Raw genomic sequence first — 17873 nt, 5'->3', positions numbered from 1 at the left:
TATCTTAGCGTTAAGCGACGTGGCGCGCTTGTTCCACTCCGCTAAAGATGTCAGACGTAACCTTTGAGAGCCGATCTAATGACTCTATGTAATCATCGCCTTCGAGTGCTTTGACAAGTGCCGAACCTACGATCACACCGTCAGCAAATCTTCCAACTTCTTTCGCCTGGTCTGGAGTGGAAACTCCTATTCCGACGGCGACTCGCCGAGCTCCCTGCTTCCGCGCACGTTCCACTAAGTTTTCAGCGTCACTCCCTACTGAACTCTGTACACCGGTGACTCCCATTCGTGAAGCAGCATATACAAATCCCCTACTTGCCTCCGCAGTTAGGCGGATTCGTTCATCCGTTGATAAAGGCGCAACTAGGAAGATCCTATCAAGGTTATAAGAATCCGAAACTTCCATCCAATCTGTGGCTTCTTCTGGAATAAGGTCTGGGATAATCAAACCAGCTCCCCCAGCTTGAGCTAGATCGCGCGCAAAGTTATCAACTCCGTATTTAAATACAAGGTTGTAATAAGTCATTACTACGACGGCGGCACCAGAGTCCGATACTTTTTCTACAGCGCGGAAAATGTCACCACGCTTTACGCCGTTATCCAACGCTTGCTGAGCAGCATGTTGGATAACTGATCCATCCATAGTTGGATCAGTGTATGGGAATCCGAGTTCCACAACGTCGACGCCGGAAGCAACGATTTGCTTAGCCGCTTCAATCGAACGATCAACCGTGGGAAATCCTACTGGAAGATAGCCAATAAATGCCGGGCGCCCATTGGCCAAAGCGGCATCAATAGTTTCGCCTGTACGAATCGCCATCATCGACCTTCTTTCATAATTCCAAAGTAACGCGCCGCGGTTTCAACATCTTTATCGCCTCGACCAGATAGCGAAACTAAAATAACCGGCGGAGTTTTCTTTCCTGTGCTCTGTTCACGCTTAAGTTTTTCTTCGCGGCCGTACTTCATTGCACCAGCCAAAGCGTGCGCCGATTCGATCGCCGGAATGATTCCCTCCGTCTTACACAGAAGATGGAATGCTTCCATCGCTTCGGCATCCGAAATTGGGACATATGATGCTCTGCCAGTCTGCGCAAGCCACGCATGTTCCGGTCCAACACCGGGGTAATCAAGACCGGCAGAAATAGAGTGAGATTCGATGGTTTGGCCATCCTCGTCTTGGAGCACAAAAGTTTTAGCACCGTGCAAGACACCCAGACTTCCACCGGAAATCGAAGAAGCATGCCGATCGGTGTTAATGCCATCACCTGCGGCTTCACAACCAATCAAGGCAACTCCGTCATCGTCTAGGAATCGATTGAAGATACCTATCGCGTTTGAGCCACCGCCAACGCAGGCGATAACGGCATCAGGGAGTTCACCGGTAAGTTCCAATACCTGTGCGCGCGCTTCTTCGCCAATAATCTTCTGCAAATCGCGAACGAGAGCAGGGAAAGGATGCGGACCTGCGGCAGTTCCGAAGATGTAGTTCGTCGAATCAACGTTCGTCACCCAATCACGAAAAGCTTCGTTGATGGCGTCTTTCAACGTGCGTGATCCATGCTCAACTGCAACTACAGTTGCCCCCAGGAGTTCCATTCTCGCAACATTCAGAGCTTGACGTTCAGCATCAACCGCTCCCATATAAATTGTGCATTCCAGCCCAAGTAAAGCAGCCGCCGTCGCAGTAGCTACCCCGTGTTGACCAGCGCCAGTTTCGGCAATAACGCGTTTCTTTCCTAGACTGCGTGTTAGCAAAGCTTGTCCAAGCACATTGTTGATCTTGTGTGATCCTGTGTGATTGAGATCTTCACGCTTGAGAATAACGCGAGCGTCACCGCAGTATTGTGCAAAACGGGGAACTTCGGTGATGATTGATGGTCTGCCTGAATACGTTCTTTGCAAAGAATCAAGTTCGGCAACGAATCCGGGATCCACCTTTAACTTTTGCCACCCTTGTTCCAAGTCCTCTAGGGCTTTCATCAGGGCTTCAGGAATAAACCTTCCGCCGAATTCGCCAAAGTATGGACCCTGAATTTCAGATAACTTTTCCATTGTTTTCCTTAACGTTGCATTGCGGTAAGAGAAGGGTGTTCGCCAATAGCTACCATGTCCCGAATAGCTTGACCTGGGTTTCCATCAGTTACAAGTGCTTCGCCCACAAGTACAGCATCTGCTCCGCTTCGCGCGTAGTTAAGTACATCTTGTGGCGAGCGAACGCCTGATTCTGCTACTCGTACGATTTCACGTGGAAGGACGTCGACGACGGAATCAAAAGTATCGAGATCAACCTCGAGCGTCTTAAGGTTACGTGCATTAACACCGATTACGCTGGCACCGGCGTCCACCGCACGGACCGCTTCTTCACGGTTATGGGTTTCCACGAGCGCGGTCATACCCAATGACTTAACACGCTCAACAAAGGACTCAAGTACTGTTTGTTCAAGTGCAGCCACAATTAGAAGGACAATATCAGCCCCGTGGGCCCTTGCTTCCCAAATTTGATATGGGCTCACAATAAAATCTTTTCGCAAAATCGGGACATCAACTTTACGTCGTACCACATCAAGATCCGCTAATGAACCACCAAATTTCCGCTGTTCAGTTAAAACGGAAATCGCGGCAGCACCCCCGTCTTCATACGTCTTAGCAAGTACTTCTGGATTTACGATATCTGCTAGATGACCTTTCGATGGGCTCTTGCGCTTTATCTCTGAAATGATTCGAACTGCTCGATGATCATCGGTTTTCAGTGCTCGATACCCATTAAGAGCAGGAGGAGTTTTCATCGCACGTTCTTTTAATTTATCGAGTGGAATCCGCGCTTCACGATCTGCAAGGTCGATTCGAACACCTACGATAATTTCATCTAGGACAGTCATTCTTCCTCCATTCGCCTAACACCATCCTAACGAATCACGCTTAGCAATCATCAGATGACCAGCTTGTGAAATAGCGATTACTTATTTGAGAGAGGACGCAAGGTTTACCGCTCTCACCACTGCAGCACCCTTGTTCCGAGTTTCCACATACTCGGTGTAAGGATCAGAATCGGCCACAATACCCGCACCAGCTTGAATGTGGGCAGTTTTTCCTTCAATCACAGCAGTGCGAATTGCAATGGCAAAATCGGCGTTCCCACTAAAATCGAAATACCCAACTACGCCGCCATAAAATCCCCGCCGTACGGGTTCACATTCATCGATTATTTGGATAGCTCGAGGTTTCGGTGCACCCGAAAGTGTACCCGCAGGGAACGTCGCCATTAAACAATCAAGCGCAGTTTTACATTCACTAAGTTTGGCAGTAACGGTAGAAGTTATGTGCATGATGTGTGAAAAACGTTTAATCGCCATGAGCTCATCAACACTAACTGAACCTGGAATCGCGACTTTTGCTAAGTCGTTTCTCGCTAAGTCAACTAGCATAATGTGTTCGGAGCGTTCTTTCGGATCTTTCACAAGCTCATCTGCAAGTCTCTGATCATCACTGTAGTTTTTTCCGCGCGGGCGTGAGCCAGCAATCGGAAAAGTCATGATATCGCGGTCTACTACTTTCACTAAGGTCTCAGGAGACGCCCCTACTACAGAGAATTCTTCGTTACGATCGGGATCGTGTAATTGCAGATAGTACATATATGGACTTGGGTTAATAGTTCTCAAAACACGGTATACGTCGAGCGGATCTGCCTGGCACTCAACATCGAGTCTTTGAGAAATAACGACTTGGAAAACATCGCCATCAACGATGTGCTTCTTAGAACGAACTACCGTATCTTCAAAATCTTCCTGCGGAAAGATATGTGTAACCGATTCTTCTTGTGGCACTCCACTTTCCGAAATATGGAGCGTATCTGGCTCAACTAGCCCGGCAGACATCTGCGAGATCCTCATTAGGGCATCATCATAGCGTTGGTTGAGCAGATCTGGATCAACCTCATCCATGTGATTGATCGTATTGGCTATCAACCACACTGCGTTTTCTTTATGGTCAATAGCCACTAGATCATCAACCAGATTCAACGAAACGTCTGGAAGATCGATATCTTTGCGCCCATGCGCTCTAACAGAAGGTTCCCATTCCGAAATTATTTCCCAGCCAATTGCGCCAACAAGACCTCCTGTAAAAGGAGGTAAGTGTGAAAAGCTCTCAGTTTTGAGCACGCCTAATACAGATGCAAGGAGATCTATTGTAGATCCAGATCTCAGAATACCCTTAGGTACGTCTCCAATCCATTGAGCTTTGCCATCTTTAGAAGTCAACGATGCGCTTGACCGTACCCCCACGTATGACCAACGTGATGTTAGACCATCTTGCTCCGCCGATTCAAGAAGAAAAGTTCCTGGTAATGATTTAGATAGAAGGCGATAGATACCGATTGGAGAAGTGTCATCCACAAGAAGTTTTTTGACAATCGGAAGTACCTTGTGGGTAGTAGCCATCTTGCAAAAAATATCCCGAGCTGGCCAGATATCGCCCCACGCCAAGTCATACGTCATGAAATTTACGCTCCTTTCACACGCCATCGATTTTTGGCGGGATTACGATCGGGAGGTCCCCTCCAGAAATGAAACAGGTGCGCTCTCCCGTATGACAAGCACTACCTCGTTGTTCAACGAAAACTAAAAGCGAATCGCCGTCGCAATCGACCTGTACTCGGTGGACTATCTGAATATGACCAGAGGTATCGCCTTTTCGCCAATACTCTTGACGCGAACGTGACCAAAACCAAACCCGACCGGTTGTGAGTGTCTTGGCTAGAGCGACGTCGTCCATCCAAGCGACCATCAAAACATCTTTGTTAATGAAGTCTTGAATCACAGCCAAAATCAATCCCTGATCATTGAACTTAAGTCTTTCTTTGAGATCGGGATCAAGCTCAGTATCCGAAATATTGTGATGCTTTTCCATCAACGAACCTCAATTCCCGCCGCACTTAAACCTGCCTTCACATCCGCAATCGTCAAAACACCATAGTGGAATACAGAAGCCGCTAGGACGGCATCGGCGCCGGCTTGTACTGCTTCTACGAAATCGGATACTTTTCCTGCTCCTCCCGATGCAATGATCGGAACGGAAAGCTCTCGCCTAAAATCTTTAATCATTGAAATATCGAAACCCGCGGTGGTGCCATCTGCATCCATGGAATTCAAAAGGATTTCGCCTGCGCCCCGTTCGACCGCATTAACTGCCCAATTGAGGGCATCAATTCCTGTTCCCTTTTTGCCTCCATGGGTGGTTACTTCATATCCCGATGGGGTTAACCTTCCAGCTTGCACGCGACGAGCATCAACTGACAACGTGATGACCTGGTTACCAAACTCGTCTGCGACTTCATCGATAAGGTCCGGTCTGCTTACCGCTCCGGTATTGATGCCCACCTTATCTGCTCCCGCTTGAAGTAGCTGCGCAACATCCGAAACTTCACGTACACCGCCACCTACTGTAAGTGGGATAAAAATTTGGTCTGCTGTGGCAGAGATCGCATCGAGCAATGCCGATCGTCCTTCTACTGAGGCGGACACATCCAAAAATGTAAGCTCGTCACATCCCATATGACCATATAACGCAGCCATTTCAACTGGATCACCAGCATCGCGAAGGTTTTCAAAATTAACACCTTTGACAACCCGCCCATGCGAAACATCCAGACATGGAATAACTCGAATCGCAACGGGCATAACGGCCTCCTTGGTAGTTAATTAGCGTCTCGTTCTAAGAGGCTAATCGAAAACTTATCTTTGGTTTAATCTTCTGCTTTCTGTGTGATTGCAAGAATATCAATAATTGCATAGAGGTCACGATTACCTTGCGCATCTTGGGACGGAATGGTTATCGCGATTCGTGATCCAACCCGCTGATCGACTATTCCGGCTTGTAGACCCGAAAAAATCTTATTGACTTCAATATAGGCGGGTTGTGGTGATTGCCAGGTATTTTCGACGACGTTTCCCCATGCATCAACTAAAATATAGTTCGCAAATATCGCATCCGTATTACCAACTTGGGCACCGTGGCCAGGGATCAGCTCGCTCACCGAAAGAGTTGTTGTGGCTTGCCCAATAGATGCAAGTGCAGGCTGATTATTAGGATCGTAGGAAATAGACGGAAACGGCACTCCACCATCAAATGCTTTGGATTGGCCCTGAACCGTCGTTGGAAGAATATCCACAACCACGATTTCCACTGAGGATTGATTTTCGTCCGTGTGGATATAAGCAACTCGGGATCCTTCGGTCTTTCCGATGATTGCTTCTGAGATCTTTCCTAAACTCTTCGTGCTAGCAGTACCGGCGAAAACTTGATCGTGATTATTATTGGTTAGGTTTTCGTCCGAATCATAAGTGTAGGACGATGCCTGATAGAGAAGCTGTTTACCTTCTTCTATCACTCTTCCCTTGCCTTGAACTAATTCCTTAATTCCTTTGTCACTTTCTTTTACGCTACCCGTGACTAAAAGTGAAATTGGTGCACCGACGTCGCCGTGTGAGGAAATCTTGAAAGCAGTATCAGAGGAGGAACGATGCCCATGAAAAATCCCTGTCATTATCCCTAAAACGAGGGCAATGAGAAAAGCGATAACTAGATGATTTTTTCGAATGATCACCGTTCAAGCTCTTCCATAAGTGAATCAACCCTCTCATCAACACTTACAAAAGGATCCTTTAATAGTACCGTTTGTGAACCTTCTGCCGTAATTAGACGCAAGTTCATCCAGTCCACCATGTAATCGCGATGAGCATCCATTGCAGCGGCGACGAAGTCTCCGCGCAGTTTAGCTCGAGTCGTCTGCGGAGGAATGCTTATCGCTGTAGTGATCTCATCGTCGGAAACTAGCTTCTTCAAACCTGCTGATTTCTCAAGAGAGGCGCGCAGACCAGCGTCGGTAATGTCATGCCAAGCGAGGTCAAGGCGCGCAATTCGAGGATCATCTAGCCCAACACCAAGGCGGTCTTGATAGCGATCCAATAGACGCTTCTTAGCTATCCAATCGATCTCGGTTGCGAGATTATCAAGACTGTGATTGGAAAGCCCTTTCAAAGCCCGTTCCCACAAGTCAAAGACATAGAGCCGGATTGGATCTAAATCTGCAAACCACCCATTTGTACGGTAGTGGTCGATAACTTGTTCGTACACTGAGGTTTGGATCTCCAGTGCGGAAGCTGTTGTTCCACTAGCAAGGTTGATGACGGCGCTACCGCTAAGATCTCGCGAAACCTTGCGAATTGCTATAATAGGGTTATCTAACTCGAAGTTTTTAAAACGCACGCCGTCTTCCAGACAGTTAAGAACTGCCTCCGTCATTCCAACTTTCAACGCTGATGTGGAGTCAGAAATATTGGAATCTCCGACGATCACATGCATGCGTCGATAGAGCTCGGCATCGCCATGCGGTTCGTCGCGCGTATTAATCATTGGTCGTGATCGCGTAGAGGCGGACGAAACCGCATCCCACATCTGATTGGCGCGCTGTGAAATTTCGAAGTGACAGCCTACGTCGGTTCTTGCTATGTATCCAGCTCCTACCAAGATTTGGCGGCTCACGAAAAATGGTACAAGCGATTCAATCCGGGCACGGTAGTCACGACGACGACGCACCAAATAGTTTTCGTGGCACCCGAAAGAATTTCCCTCGGAGTCAACGTTATTCTTGAAGAGGTGAATTCGTCCTTCGATACCTTTTTGCTGCAAATCCGAATTCAATTCCATAGCCATTTGCGCGAACGTTGCGTCGCCTGCCCGATCATTTGTAATAAGATCCTTGAGTTCATCGCATTCCGCAGTTGCATATTCGGGATGCGCGCCAACGTCTAGGTATAGTCGAGCACCGTTTGCTAGAAAGGTATTTGTTGACCGGTTTTTCTCAAGAACCGGAGTGAAGAGCTGTTGCGCTGATTCCTCGGGGTCCAACGGTGGGGTTCCCCCATTGAGGGAAGCACACATCAAACCATATTCGGTCTCAATGCCAAAAATTCTCCGATTCACTGTCCACCCTTTTGCACGAATCCTTGTACGAAAGATGTTGCATTCGTTTCTAGGATTGAATCGATATCGTCAAGCAAAGAATCGACGTCAAAATCGGTTGATTGTGGCGTCAAAAGCTCTGATTCTTCGGTATGGATATCTTCGCGCTTACGCGGTTGCATTTGTTCTTGTTGAGACATTTTCACCCTTTACCTTTACTTCTTCATAGTCTAGTCCGCGTGCTCATGGAACACTAGAATCGTGCTAGAGTGCACCAAGTTTCTCCAAGAAATCTTCGATCGAAGTTGCGTTTTCGAGCATCTCGCCAACCAATTCTTTCGTCGCTCTCTCTGGATACATCAAAGGAATACGGAGTAGAGCATCGCGTCCTGGAGTGTCTACTGTGATACCGTCCCATCCAGCCGACGCAATATGAACAGGGAATTTCCTAATCAATCCTCCTCGCAAATATGCACGGGTTGAAATAGGTGCATGGCGAACCGCCCACTCAATTTCAGAAGGCGAAAACAACCGCGTAACCCGCCCAGCGTCGTCGATCTTTTGCACAATTGAGCGTGATTGACGCAGATCATGCCATTGAAGGTCAAGGGCACGAAGTTTATCGGCATCCCAGCTCAAATGTCCACGCTCGCGCAGGCTTGAAAGCATCTGATATTTAGCTACCCACTCGATACGCGAAGCTGCCGCAAATATATCGTGGTTCAGGACGTCGATGACGTCCTGCCATTGTTCGATGATTTCGCGGGTATCATCATCAATTACACCGCGCCTCTCAAGCGCTTCACGAATAACATCCAAGTAAATTTGCTGGATTTCTAAGGCAGTTTTACGAGTTCCATCGTGCATATCAACTGCAATTTTAAGGGATGGATCGTGGGAGATTTCCCAAGTAGCAGCAACTGGCTCATACATGACCAAAGAATCAAGGGCCAAAGGCACCTCATCTTGTTCAAGTAGCCACAAGACAAGCGAAGTAGTTCCAACTTTGAGCAGGTTTGAATAGTCGAACTGATTCGCGTCTCCACCGATTACATGAAGACGCCGATATTTCGCGGAGTCGGCATGTGGTTCGTCGCGCGTATTGATAATGGGTCGGTTAAATGTGGTCTCGAGACCGATATCATTTTCTACGTAATCGGCACGTTGTGAAATCTGGAAGCCAGGTTTTTCTGAGTGGGGTCCAAGTCCAACTCGACCAGCTCCACAAATCACTGGTCGAGTCACGAAGAATGGAGTCAGGTAGCGAATGATTTCGTTGAAATCAACGTCTCTGCTCACTAAATAATTTTCGTGGGTGCCATAAGCTGCACCCTTACCATCAACATTGTTCTTATATAGGACGACGTCGTGTCCTTTTTCCTTTAGTAGGTCCATTGCTTCACGTGCAATGTATTCTCCAGCACGATCCCACAAAACTGCTTCGCGAGGATTCATTACTTCTGGAGCAGAGTACTCGGGGTGAGCATGGTCTACGTACAGACGCGCTCCATTAGTTAGCACAGCGTTCGAAGCGTGCGGAAGTGCTAATTCTTCTTCAGATGGACGCCGTACATCATAGAAATTGGCATCTGCAGAAGGTGCCAAATGCTCAGGATCGTCCGTGAGTTGCGAAGGATGGGCAGCAGCTCGATCTAATCGATGCCCGCGTGCATCATTAAGTGGGTCTTCTCCGTGGTAATCCCAGCGCACTGCACCCTGTGGCGTAGATGCTATTCCTCGTTTTCCGTATTCGTCAACCACGTTGGCTGAAAGCACGATTGGGTTGGCATTTGGATTGCTTCCATCCATTACTCCGAGCTCGGTTTCAAGCCCAATACTACGGCGAACAGTCATCAGATTAGTCCTTTACGAATAGCGTTATCAATACGATCGTTAAAGTTTACGGGCTGATCCCCATCCTGGCGGGTATCACCAGCAAACGGACTTAGCAGGTCCGCTTTTGGATTCTGAATCTCCGCTAGTGGCCTGTGCGTAGTGCGGTATGTATTCGTCAACGAACGAATTTCTTGAATCTTCACACCACGCGCCTGCCCATTGATTCGAATCCACTCTTCGGGGTTTGTGACCTGGGAAAGATCTTCGTTTTCACGCAGTTCTTCTTCCACAGCTGCAATAATGTGCGCGGTGGCAAGTCCTCGCTCTCCATTCGCTAAGAAATCCTTTATTGCGATTTTCTTTGCACGGTCAACGATAGAAGCCAGCATCGAACCTGATACGAGGTCTCCAATATAGATGGTTTCGGTTGTTCCATCAACGTGGATAAGTTCAAGGAAGCGATTGCGAGAATCTCGAGTAAAAAGCCTATCAACAGCAGCTTGTGACATCCGTGCAACGGCTTCTTGAGGCGTTGACTGGGCTATTTCATCTTTTCGAAGAGGTAACGCCGGTACCAAATACTTAAGAAGAATCTCCTTTGCTCCAGCTGGTGTAGGACGCTCGATCTTTATTTTTACGTCTAAGCGCCCTGGACGCAGGATCGCGGGATCGATCATATCTTCTCGGTTAGATGCGCCGATGACGATTACATTATTGAGTTTTTCTACGCCATCAATCTCAGCTAGAAGCTGTGGTACCACGGTTGTTTCGACGTCGGATGAAATACCTGATCCACGGGTACGGAAAAGTGCTTCCATTTCATCGAAAAAAATCACTACCGGAATACCGTGAGCAGCTCGATCACGGGCACGAGAGAAGATCTCACGAATTTGGCGCTCGGTTTCTCCCACGTACTTATCTAGGAGCTGAGGTCCCTTGATGTTGAGGAAGTAGGCTTGCTTGTTTCCACTATCGTTTCTATCAATCAGCTTGCGAGCGAGCGATGTAGCAACTGCCTTAGCAATAAGCGTCTTGCCGTTTCCTGGAGGACCGTAAAGCAAAACGCCTTTTGGTGGGGTTAAACCATATTCACGGTAGAGCTCGGGCTGTTCAAACGGCAACTCGACGGAATCACGAATCTGTTCGATCTGTGGTCCGAGTCCTCCAATGGCAGAGTAATCAACGTTCGGAATTTCCTCTAGGAGCAGGTGCTCAACGTCGGGGCGTTCTACCGCTTCTAAAGCAAATCCTGTACGTAAATCGGCTAATAGAAGATCTCCGACTTTGACATCTGCATTACGAAGTTTTCCAGCTAACCAGAGGATTTGTTCTTCACCTTGGCGTACGTCAACAAGTACCCGATCCGCGCCAAGCACAAGCGAAACAGTAACGATGTCTCCAGTGCGAGAGTAATCCGCAATCCCGACTACAACCATTTGTTCGTTAAGTAGCAACTCTTGACCCGCTTCGATTCGGCCAAGTTCAACATGAGATGCCGTATTCAATACCATCTTTCGGCTTCCCACCAGTGCAGTTACCGTGTGGTTGACGTGATTAGCAGATATAAATGTGGCATACGACGATGGAGGTTGAGAAAGTTTCTCAAGCTGTTCCGAAAGCTCTTGGATCCGTTTGCGAGCATCCTGAAGTCCGCGAGCTAACCGAAGATTTTTCTCCTCAAGTGATCCGACGAGTTCTTGAAGTCCGAAAATCTCTCCCGCTTCATTCTTCTCCATCTATATCACTTCCTTCGTTGGCCCTTTCCAGTTCACGTAAACGTCGTCGCTCTTCATAGCGTTTCTGGGCACGCGCTTCGGACTCGGCTGCCAACTTCTTATTAATTTCTTCGAGGTGCGCACCTTGAGCCGACTCTCCGGATTTCTCAACGTCCGCTCGATGAGCAATATCGCGGCGAACTTTTCGAAGTTTCTTTTCCGAAATTGCACGCTCTGTAAGCTCAGTTTCTTCCCAGACAAGTGGCTCAGAATGAGCAGCTGGAGCAGGTCTACGCTTAGGCACAAGTGGCGTAGATTCCCGGCCGATCCGTCGTGCAACCACCAAGAATCCGGTATGAGCAACCATCCTGTGGTCAGGCCTCACCGACAATCCATCAAGATGCCATGTACGAATCAAGGTTTCCGAAGACTCTGGCTCGGTAAATCCACCCGAGTCCCTCAGCTCTTCAACGAAACGCGACATCTGCGTCGTCGTTGCAACATAAGCCAAAATAACACCACCAGAACGAAGTGCGAAGGCAGCAGCATCGATATTTTCCCAAGGAGCGAGCATATCTAAGATGACGTGGTCGATTGAGCCTTCATCCATGGAATAGAGGACATCGTCTAAATCGCCAATTTTCACGCTCCATGGAGGCATTTCTTCGCCATACCATGACCGCACATTACCTTTGGCAATTTCCGCGAATTCTGGACGCCGTTCTACCGAAGTTAGGTGCCCGTTCATCCCAGTTGCAGCCAGCAAAGAAAGCGCTAATGCGCCTGATCCAAGACCAGCTTCAACGACGCGCGCACCGGGAAATACATCTGCCTGTTGCACGATTTGACCGGCATCTTTCGGATAGACGACGGTAGCTCCTCGTGGCATCGAAAGAACATAATCGTTAACGAGTGGGCGCATCGCTTGGAGACGATGTCCTGATTGAGTTTCAAGAACTGTTCCTTCTTCGTGACCAATGAGGTCAGTGTGCCTAAAACTGCCACGTTGGGATTGGAAAAATCCCTCGTTTGTAAGCATCACTGTGTACTTACGACCCTTGGTATCGGTCAATTGAACGCGCTCGCCTGCTCTAAAGGGACCACGGCGACGCTCTGCTCCTAGCGGATGAAGATTCTCTTTCACAGCAAATATCATACTGGTAGCAACCGAAACTAGCAGGATCCACAAGGTACGGTAGGACTATGAACACACGTCATGCAGCAATCTCGCCTTCACGCGCGAGCGATTTTAAGCAGTGCCCTTTGAAATTTAGGTATCGGGTTATCGATTCGATTCCTGAGCCTCCATCGCTAGAGGCTCTGCGAGGAACGATTGTGCATTCTGTACTTGAACATCTTTTTGATGTTCCCCCTGCCTCTCGAACTGATTCCCATGCTCAGAGCACGTTGATGGAGAGGTGGAATGAGCATATTGATAAACAACCTCAGGTGCTTGAGTTATTTTCTAGCACCGAAGAATGCGAGCAGTGGTTAGAGAGTGCGCGCCCGCTGATTTCTAACTATTTCGCCTTGGAAAACCCTAAATTTCTGGACCCGTTGGCGCGAGAAAGCTTTGTCGATGCTTACCTACCAGAAGGCTTAGCGATTCGCGGTATCATCGACCGTGTTGACGAAGCACCTAATGGCGATCTCCGGGTGGTTGACTATAAAACCGGAAAATCACCACAGCCCCGCTATCAAGATAGTGCTATCTTCCAAATGCGTTTTTATACCACCGCACTTTATTTCTCTCGGCATAAGTTACCGAAACGTACTCAGTTGATTTACCTTGGTGACGGGAGAATCCTCACCTATGATCCATCGCTGGACGACGTAACGACCATGCAAGCTTCTCTCATGCAACTTTGGTCGGCAATTTCGTCCCGGTTGGATTCCAAAGAATTTGAACCAGTTCAAGGTCCTTTGTGCGGTTGGTGCCACTTCAAAGATATCTGCCCAGCATTTGGCGGTGAATCACCAGCTATTAGTGAAAGCGGCATCGAAAAGCTACGAACTGCATTCAGAGACCAGTAGTATTCAGTTTAAGCAAATACAGTACGCAAGAATTCTTCGTCGATATCGTCAAGAGAATCGACGTAAATTGCACCGTCAAATTGTGGAAGTTGAATCTGAAAAGGTACGCCGATTGCCTTTGCGCCTGAACGATAGGCTGATGTTAAACCAGGAATTGAATCCTCAAAAGCTAGGCACTGCTTAATATCTACGCCCAGTTCCGCAGCCGCCATTAGATATGGTGCGGGGTGAGGTTTACCGTAAGGAACCACGTCTCCAGTAACCACAACCGTAAGCGTTCCAGTTGGTGCTTTGTCAAGCGCATATTGTGCAAAAGAACGGAATGACGAAGTAACCAATGCCGTAGGAATTCCAAGTTTATGAGTGAGCTGGAGAAGTTCTACAGCCCCGGGTCTCCACGGTAGCCCATCTCGAGCGGCAATTTCTTGAACTTTATCAAGGAGTCGGGTTTGAATTTCTTTAGGAGTAACTTCGTTGCCAATAAGTTCAGCTAAAAATACAGTGGAATCGGTAATTGCCATTCCGATGACTTTCTTAGCTTCCTCTGCGTCGAGCTCATGACCCAAATCATGAAAAACTTCTGTTTCCGCCGAAAACCAAATCTTTTCACTATCGGTCAAGGTTCCGTCCATATCGAAAAGAATTGCTTGAGGTAGACTCACAGTTTTACTCCTAAAAGTGCATCAATAGTATCAATAACTAATTGCCGATCCTCGACATTCTTCCATTTTTGAATTCCGCTAAACCTTCGATCAATAGCATCGATAGCATCGGGAGTCCGAAGATCTTCGGACAGCTGGAACCGAACTTCGGCAAGGAGATCAGGACCAACCGAGGTGGCGTCGTCGTCAAAACCTAAGCCGACCACTTCCTGCCAATACTTTAAGCGTTGAACTGACTTGTCTAAGACAGCTGTTTCGTATTCCCAGTCTTCGCGGTAGTGATGGGAAAGAATAGCGAGTCGAATAGCTCGCGGGTCAACACCCTGTGCAACAAGTTTTGAAACAAGTACCAAGTTCCCCAAGGATTTAGACATCTTTGTGCCTTCAAAGGCAACCATCCCTGAATGTAAATGAAATCCAACCGGGTTTGAATCGGACTCATATTTTTCGCCGTCATTAAAGTCAGTTCGAAGTTGGCGAAGGTGAAGCTCGCTCATTTCATGATGCGGAAATAAAAGGTCCGAGCCTCCCCCTTGTACATCGACCATTCCTAATTCGTCATGAGCGATTACCGCGCACTCGATGTGCCAGCCTGGACGCCATTCACCATCTTCAAGGTCGGCTGGACGGTAGTCATCCCCGCGAACGCCCTTCCAAACCTGAGGGTCTAGAGCATGGCGTTTACCAGTACGCTGTGAATCTCCCCCATGCTCATTGAATTCCAATTCAAGGTTTAGATTATCGAAGTAATCAGACTCAACGAACTTAAGATCAAGTGCGGAATCGACGTAAATATCTTCGGTGCCATTTGAATTTTGAATGCGATAGGCAATGCCATTCTTTTCCATGACTCGCACAGCAGATTCCAAATCATCAAGTTTTTCGGAAACTGATACCCAGGAATCTGGTGGAATCACTCGAAGATGAACCATATCTGATCTAAAAAGATCAGTTTGATCTTGAGCTAAAGCTCTCCAATAAACCTGGGTGGCTTGAGCACGTTCATATAACGGATCGTCCATATCAGTTAGATTTTGTGCGTATCTAGCTGGTCTGCCGCCGTCGATCCAAGTTCTAAGCAAAACATCAAAAAACACATACGTGTTTGCGTGCCCCAAATGCGTGGCATCGTAGGGAGTAATACCACAGACCCACAGATTTAATTGCTCGCGCTGATGATCCTTTATCCTGCCATCAAGAGAATCACGAAGTTTCAGCGTGGGCGGTGCCCCCGGTAGAACTGGTACCTTTGGCTTTTCCCACGTTTTCACTTAGTAGACCTCCAAAACACCTTGGGTTAAGAGCAAGACGACACCCACTGCTAAAACAAGACGGTAAATAACGAATGGCATATACGATTTTGTTTCGACAAGCTTCAAGAACCAAACAATAACCGCGTATCCCACGATGAATGCAGTAGCTGTGGCAACGAACAAAGGAAGAGCTCCGACTTGCGGACCAGTACCGTCGTCGGAAAACAAACGATAAAAACCGGAACCCATCACGGCCGGAATTGCAAGAAGGAAAGAAGCACGAGCGGCAGCTGCGCGAGTGTACCCGAGAATTAAACCAACCGTGATAGTTCCGCCAGAACGGGAAACACCTGGGATCAACGCCATTGACTGCGCGAAACCAAGAATCAAGCCGTCGCGCATCGACATTTTCTCTAATGGGATTGCTCTGCGTCCGAACTTATCGGCTAGACCAAGGAAAATAGCGAAGAGCGCAAGCATTAGCGCAGTAATGTAGAGATTTCGGAAAACCGAATCGATGGCGTTTTCGAAAAGTAGACCGAGGATGACGATCGGAAACGTGCCAATGATGACGATCCAGCCGAGCCGTACGTCCGCGTCGCTAGTTGGAACCTGTTTCTTCCACGGTCCAAAAGGTAAAGACTGGAACCACTTCTTGATAATGCGCACGATGTCTTTCCAGAAGAAAAGGACGACGGCGGTCTCAGTGCCGATTTGTGTAACAGCTGTAAAAGTTACACCCGGGTCACCTAGGTTTGGAAAAAGGTCTCCTACGATACGCAAGTGCGCAGAGGACGAAATTGGTAGGAACTCAGTTAGTCCCTGAACGATACCTAAAATTACTGCTTCGATTATTCCCACGCGCTAAGCATATTTCATAAAAGGTAGTGGTGATACGTTAGGCTCGACTATGTGAAGCAGAACAAGTTAGGTAATTCTGGATTAAGTGTTGGTGCGATCGGACTCGGTACCCTGACCTGGGGCCGCGATACCGAGATTGATGACGCACGACGTATGCTTGGCTCTCTACTTGATGCAGGCGGTAACACGATCGATGTTTCGCCAATTTATGCAGGTGGCAGTGCTGAACAAACTGTTGGGGAACTATTTGCTTCACATTTTTCGAGGGAAGACTTCGTCGTAATGGCTCACGCAGGTATCAGTTATTCGCCGAATGGCATTATTCACGCAAACGGTCGCGGTCATTTGTCGTCTTCGCTAAATAACACATTGCGAACCATGAACACAGACTACGTTGACGTATTGATGCTAGCATCCCCTGATCCAACAACTCCTTTTGAAGAAACGCTCGATACACTCGCTCAATTTGTGCGCGACGGAAAAGCACGTTATCTAGGATTTGCCCATCATCCAGCTTGGCTTGTTGCCAAATATACACAGTATTTGCGTGATTATAGGCTACCTACGCCAATCACCATAGGTCTCGAATACTCACTTCTTAACCGCAATGCTGAGTATGAACACTTCCCCATGGCTACCGACGCCGGACTTGGAGTTGTATCCTATTCTCCACTTGCTGCTGGAGTTTTGACGGGAAAGTACCGAAATACAATTCCTCCTACTTCCCGTGCAGCTACCAAGCACCTTTCCGGAATGGTTGATCCGTACCTAGAAGACGCACCAAGGCGCATCACCGAAGCGATTTCAAAAGCAGCAGACGGGCTTGGACGCACTCCTAGTGATATTGCTTTGGCTTGGGCACTCCAGCAACCTGAAGTTTCCACCGTGATGTGTGGAGCACGCACCGCCAGCCAAGCTGATCAGCTACTTTCACTTGAGATCATCGAGATTCCGCAACAGGTTGCCGATGTGATCGACGAAATCTCAATGCCACTCATTGAGTATCCGTCCTAGTAGAAAAATGTGCGAGTTTCCGCATGAGAACTCGTAAGGTAAGGACTCATACACAACGCATAATGCTTAAGCGTGCTCTATATACGTTATTTGAACCAGCTATACGTTCTTACAGAACGTCGTCATCCAGATCTAACTCAACAATTTCGTCTTCATCGAAGTCATCAAGATCATCTAACTCATCATCGTCTTCATCATCAAGATCGTCATCGAAGTCGTCGTCTAAATCATCGTCAGTATAGGTATCAAAAGGTGCCTCGATACCAAACTGTGTAAAAAGAGCGTCGTCATACACGGTGTAGGCATCGGCTAATAAATCAGCCGCACGAAGAACAACGGGCGAATCAGCATCTTGGAACTGAACGACAGCGCTGTGGAAGTCATCAAGTGCACTCGCGAGGCGAGCATATGCGGTGTTTGGATCAATAGCCATGTCTCAAGCCTAGCCTAGAAAAGCCACACTCACCAATAGCTCCATATAAACTGCAAGCATACGAGCTCTTTAATAGATCCGATTTGAGAATAAAGCAATA

Annotated in this window: 18 protein-coding genes; 2 read left to right on the top strand and 16 right to left on the bottom strand. The window is 47.9% G+C overall.

What is annotated here, in order from left to right; translation table 11 throughout:
* Window positions 1-10: 10 nt before the first annotated feature.
* From trpA to EIH22_RS05340, 12 genes are all read right to left on the bottom strand, one after another.
* Window positions 11-820 carry a tryptophan synthase subunit alpha gene (trpA, locus tag EIH22_RS05395; RefSeq protein ID WP_235001790.1) on the bottom strand — a complete coding sequence of 270 codons (810 nt, stop codon included), beginning with the start codon at window positions 818-820 and terminating at the stop codon, window positions 11-13.
* Window positions 820-2055 carry a tryptophan synthase subunit beta gene (trpB, locus tag EIH22_RS05390; RefSeq protein WP_124054801.1) on the bottom strand — a complete coding sequence of 412 codons (1236 nt, stop codon included), beginning with the start codon at window positions 2053-2055 and terminating at the stop codon, window positions 820-822. Before trpB ends, trpA begins: the two co-directional genes overlap by 1 nt.
* An 8-nt stretch (window positions 2056-2063) precedes the next feature.
* On the bottom strand, window positions 2064-2882 hold the full coding sequence (trpC, locus tag EIH22_RS05385; protein WP_124054800.1) for an indole-3-glycerol phosphate synthase TrpC: 819 nt from the start codon (window positions 2880-2882) through the stop codon (window positions 2064-2066).
* A gap of 81 nt (window positions 2883-2963) precedes the next feature.
* Entirely contained in the window at window positions 2964-4499 is a 1536-nt protein-coding gene (locus EIH22_RS05380; RefSeq protein ID WP_200829190.1) for a chorismate-binding protein, read from the bottom strand.
* A gap of 16 nt (window positions 4500-4515) precedes the next feature.
* Window positions 4516-4911 (bottom strand): phosphoribosyl-AMP cyclohydrolase, encoded by a 396-nt coding sequence (hisI, locus tag EIH22_RS05375; protein WP_124054798.1) that lies wholly within the window; start codon window positions 4909-4911, stop codon window positions 4516-4518.
* Window positions 4911-5681: an imidazole glycerol phosphate synthase subunit HisF gene (gene hisF / locus EIH22_RS05370; RefSeq protein ID WP_124054797.1), complete on the bottom strand. Its 771-nt coding sequence runs from the start codon at window positions 5679-5681 to the stop codon at window positions 4911-4913. The genes hisI and hisF overlap by 1 nt, the downstream gene beginning before the upstream one ends.
* A 65-nt stretch (window positions 5682-5746) precedes the next feature.
* On the bottom strand, window positions 5747-6607 hold the full coding sequence (locus EIH22_RS05365) for an FKBP-type peptidyl-prolyl cis-trans isomerase (RefSeq protein ID WP_124054796.1): 861 nt from the start codon (window positions 6605-6607) through the stop codon (window positions 5747-5749).
* Window positions 6604-7986 (bottom strand): Pup--protein ligase, encoded by a 1383-nt coding sequence (gene pafA / locus EIH22_RS05360; RefSeq protein WP_124054795.1) that lies wholly within the window; start codon window positions 7984-7986, stop codon window positions 6604-6606. The genes EIH22_RS05365 and pafA overlap by 4 nt, the downstream gene beginning before the upstream one ends.
* On the bottom strand, window positions 7983-8165 hold the full coding sequence (locus EIH22_RS05355; protein ID WP_124054794.1) for a ubiquitin-like protein Pup: 183 nt from the start codon (window positions 8163-8165) through the stop codon (window positions 7983-7985). Before EIH22_RS05355 ends, pafA begins: the two co-directional genes overlap by 4 nt.
* Before the next feature lie 64 nt (window positions 8166-8229).
* Window positions 8230-9819: a depupylase/deamidase Dop gene (dop, locus tag EIH22_RS05350; protein WP_124054793.1), complete on the bottom strand. Its 1590-nt coding sequence runs from the start codon at window positions 9817-9819 to the stop codon at window positions 8230-8232.
* On the bottom strand, window positions 9819-11537 hold the full coding sequence (gene arc / locus EIH22_RS05345; protein ID WP_124054792.1) for a proteasome ATPase: 1719 nt from the start codon (window positions 11535-11537) through the stop codon (window positions 9819-9821). The genes dop and arc overlap by 1 nt, the downstream gene beginning before the upstream one ends.
* Entirely contained in the window at window positions 11524-12660 is a 1137-nt protein-coding gene (locus tag EIH22_RS05340) for a tRNA (adenine-N1)-methyltransferase (protein WP_235001789.1), read from the bottom strand. The genes arc and EIH22_RS05340 overlap by 14 nt, the downstream gene beginning before the upstream one ends.
* Window positions 12661-12719: 59 nt before the next feature.
* On the opposite strand from EIH22_RS05340, the gene EIH22_RS05335 reads away from it, so the two are divergent.
* Entirely contained in the window at window positions 12720-13550 is an 831-nt protein-coding gene (locus EIH22_RS05335; protein WP_124054790.1) for a RecB family exonuclease, read from the top strand.
* Between the two features lie 8 nt (window positions 13551-13558).
* Here the strand turns inward: EIH22_RS05335 and EIH22_RS05330 are convergent, their stop codons facing one another.
* The 3 genes from EIH22_RS05330 to EIH22_RS05320 are packed head-to-tail and all read right to left on the bottom strand — an operon-like array spanning window position 13559 to window position 16326.
* Window positions 13559-14212: an HAD family hydrolase gene (locus EIH22_RS05330; protein WP_124054789.1), complete on the bottom strand. Its 654-nt coding sequence runs from the start codon at window positions 14210-14212 to the stop codon at window positions 13559-13561.
* Entirely contained in the window at window positions 14209-15483 is a 1275-nt protein-coding gene (locus tag EIH22_RS05325) for a hypothetical protein (RefSeq protein ID WP_124054788.1), read from the bottom strand. The genes EIH22_RS05330 and EIH22_RS05325 overlap by 4 nt, the downstream gene beginning before the upstream one ends.
* Window positions 15484-16326 (bottom strand): undecaprenyl-diphosphate phosphatase, encoded by an 843-nt coding sequence (locus EIH22_RS05320; protein ID WP_124054787.1) that lies wholly within the window; start codon window positions 16324-16326, stop codon window positions 15484-15486.
* Window positions 16327-16377: 51 nt separating this feature from the next.
* Between EIH22_RS05320 and EIH22_RS05315 the strand changes: the two genes are divergently transcribed.
* Window positions 16378-17340 (top strand): aldo/keto reductase, encoded by a 963-nt coding sequence (locus EIH22_RS05315; protein ID WP_124054786.1) that lies wholly within the window; start codon window positions 16378-16380, stop codon window positions 17338-17340.
* A 109-nt stretch (window positions 17341-17449) separates the two neighbouring features.
* Here EIH22_RS05315 and EIH22_RS08930 read toward each other — a convergent pair whose 3' ends face one another.
* Window positions 17450-17773, bottom strand: coding sequence for a DNA primase (locus tag EIH22_RS08930; RefSeq protein WP_160149027.1), 324 nt, complete (start codon window positions 17771-17773; stop codon window positions 17450-17452).
* Window positions 17774-17873: the final 100 nt, after the last annotated feature.

The sequence above is a fragment of the Arcanobacterium ihumii genome (genome assembly GCF_900604515.1).
In the GTDB taxonomy this organism is placed as follows: domain Bacteria; phylum Actinomycetota; class Actinomycetes; order Actinomycetales; family Actinomycetaceae; genus Arcanobacterium_A; species Arcanobacterium_A ihumii.
The sequence above is the reverse complement of the archived record's forward strand: the minus strand, read 5'-3'. Positions and strand labels throughout refer to the sequence as shown.

Coding starts and splice junctions, on each gene's coding strand:
- trpA (WP_235001790.1), bottom strand. CDS start 820: ATGGCGATTCGTACAGGCGAAACTATTGATGCCGCTTTGGCCAATGGG.
- trpC (WP_124054800.1), bottom strand. CDS start 2,882: ATGACTGTCCTAGATGAAATTATCGTAGGTGTTCGAATCGACCTTGCA.
- EIH22_RS05335 (WP_124054790.1), top strand. CDS start 12,720: ATGAACACACGTCATGCAGCAATCTCGCCTTCACGCGCGAGCGATTTT.
- arc (WP_124054792.1), bottom strand. CDS start 11,537: ATGGAGAAGAATGAAGCGGGAGAGATTTTCGGACTTCAAGAACTCGTC.
- EIH22_RS08930 (WP_160149027.1), bottom strand. CDS start 17,773: ATGGCTATTGATCCAAACACCGCATATGCTCGCCTCGCGAGTGCACTT.
- trpB (WP_124054801.1), bottom strand. CDS start 2,055: ATGGAAAAGTTATCTGAAATTCAGGGTCCATACTTTGGCGAATTCGGC.
- hisI (WP_124054798.1), bottom strand. CDS start 4,911: ATGGAAAAGCATCACAATATTTCGGATACTGAGCTTGATCCCGATCTC.
- dop (WP_124054793.1), bottom strand. CDS start 9,819: ATGACTGTTCGCCGTAGTATTGGGCTTGAAACCGAGCTCGGAGTAATG.
- hisF (WP_124054797.1), bottom strand. CDS start 5,681: ATGCCCGTTGCGATTCGAGTTATTCCATGTCTGGATGTTTCGCATGGG.
- EIH22_RS05355 (WP_124054794.1), bottom strand. CDS start 8,165: ATGTCTCAACAAGAACAAATGCAACCGCGTAAGCGCGAAGATATCCAT.
- EIH22_RS05380 (WP_200829190.1), bottom strand. CDS start 4,499: ATGACGTATGACTTGGCGTGGGGCGATATCTGGCCAGCTCGGGATATT.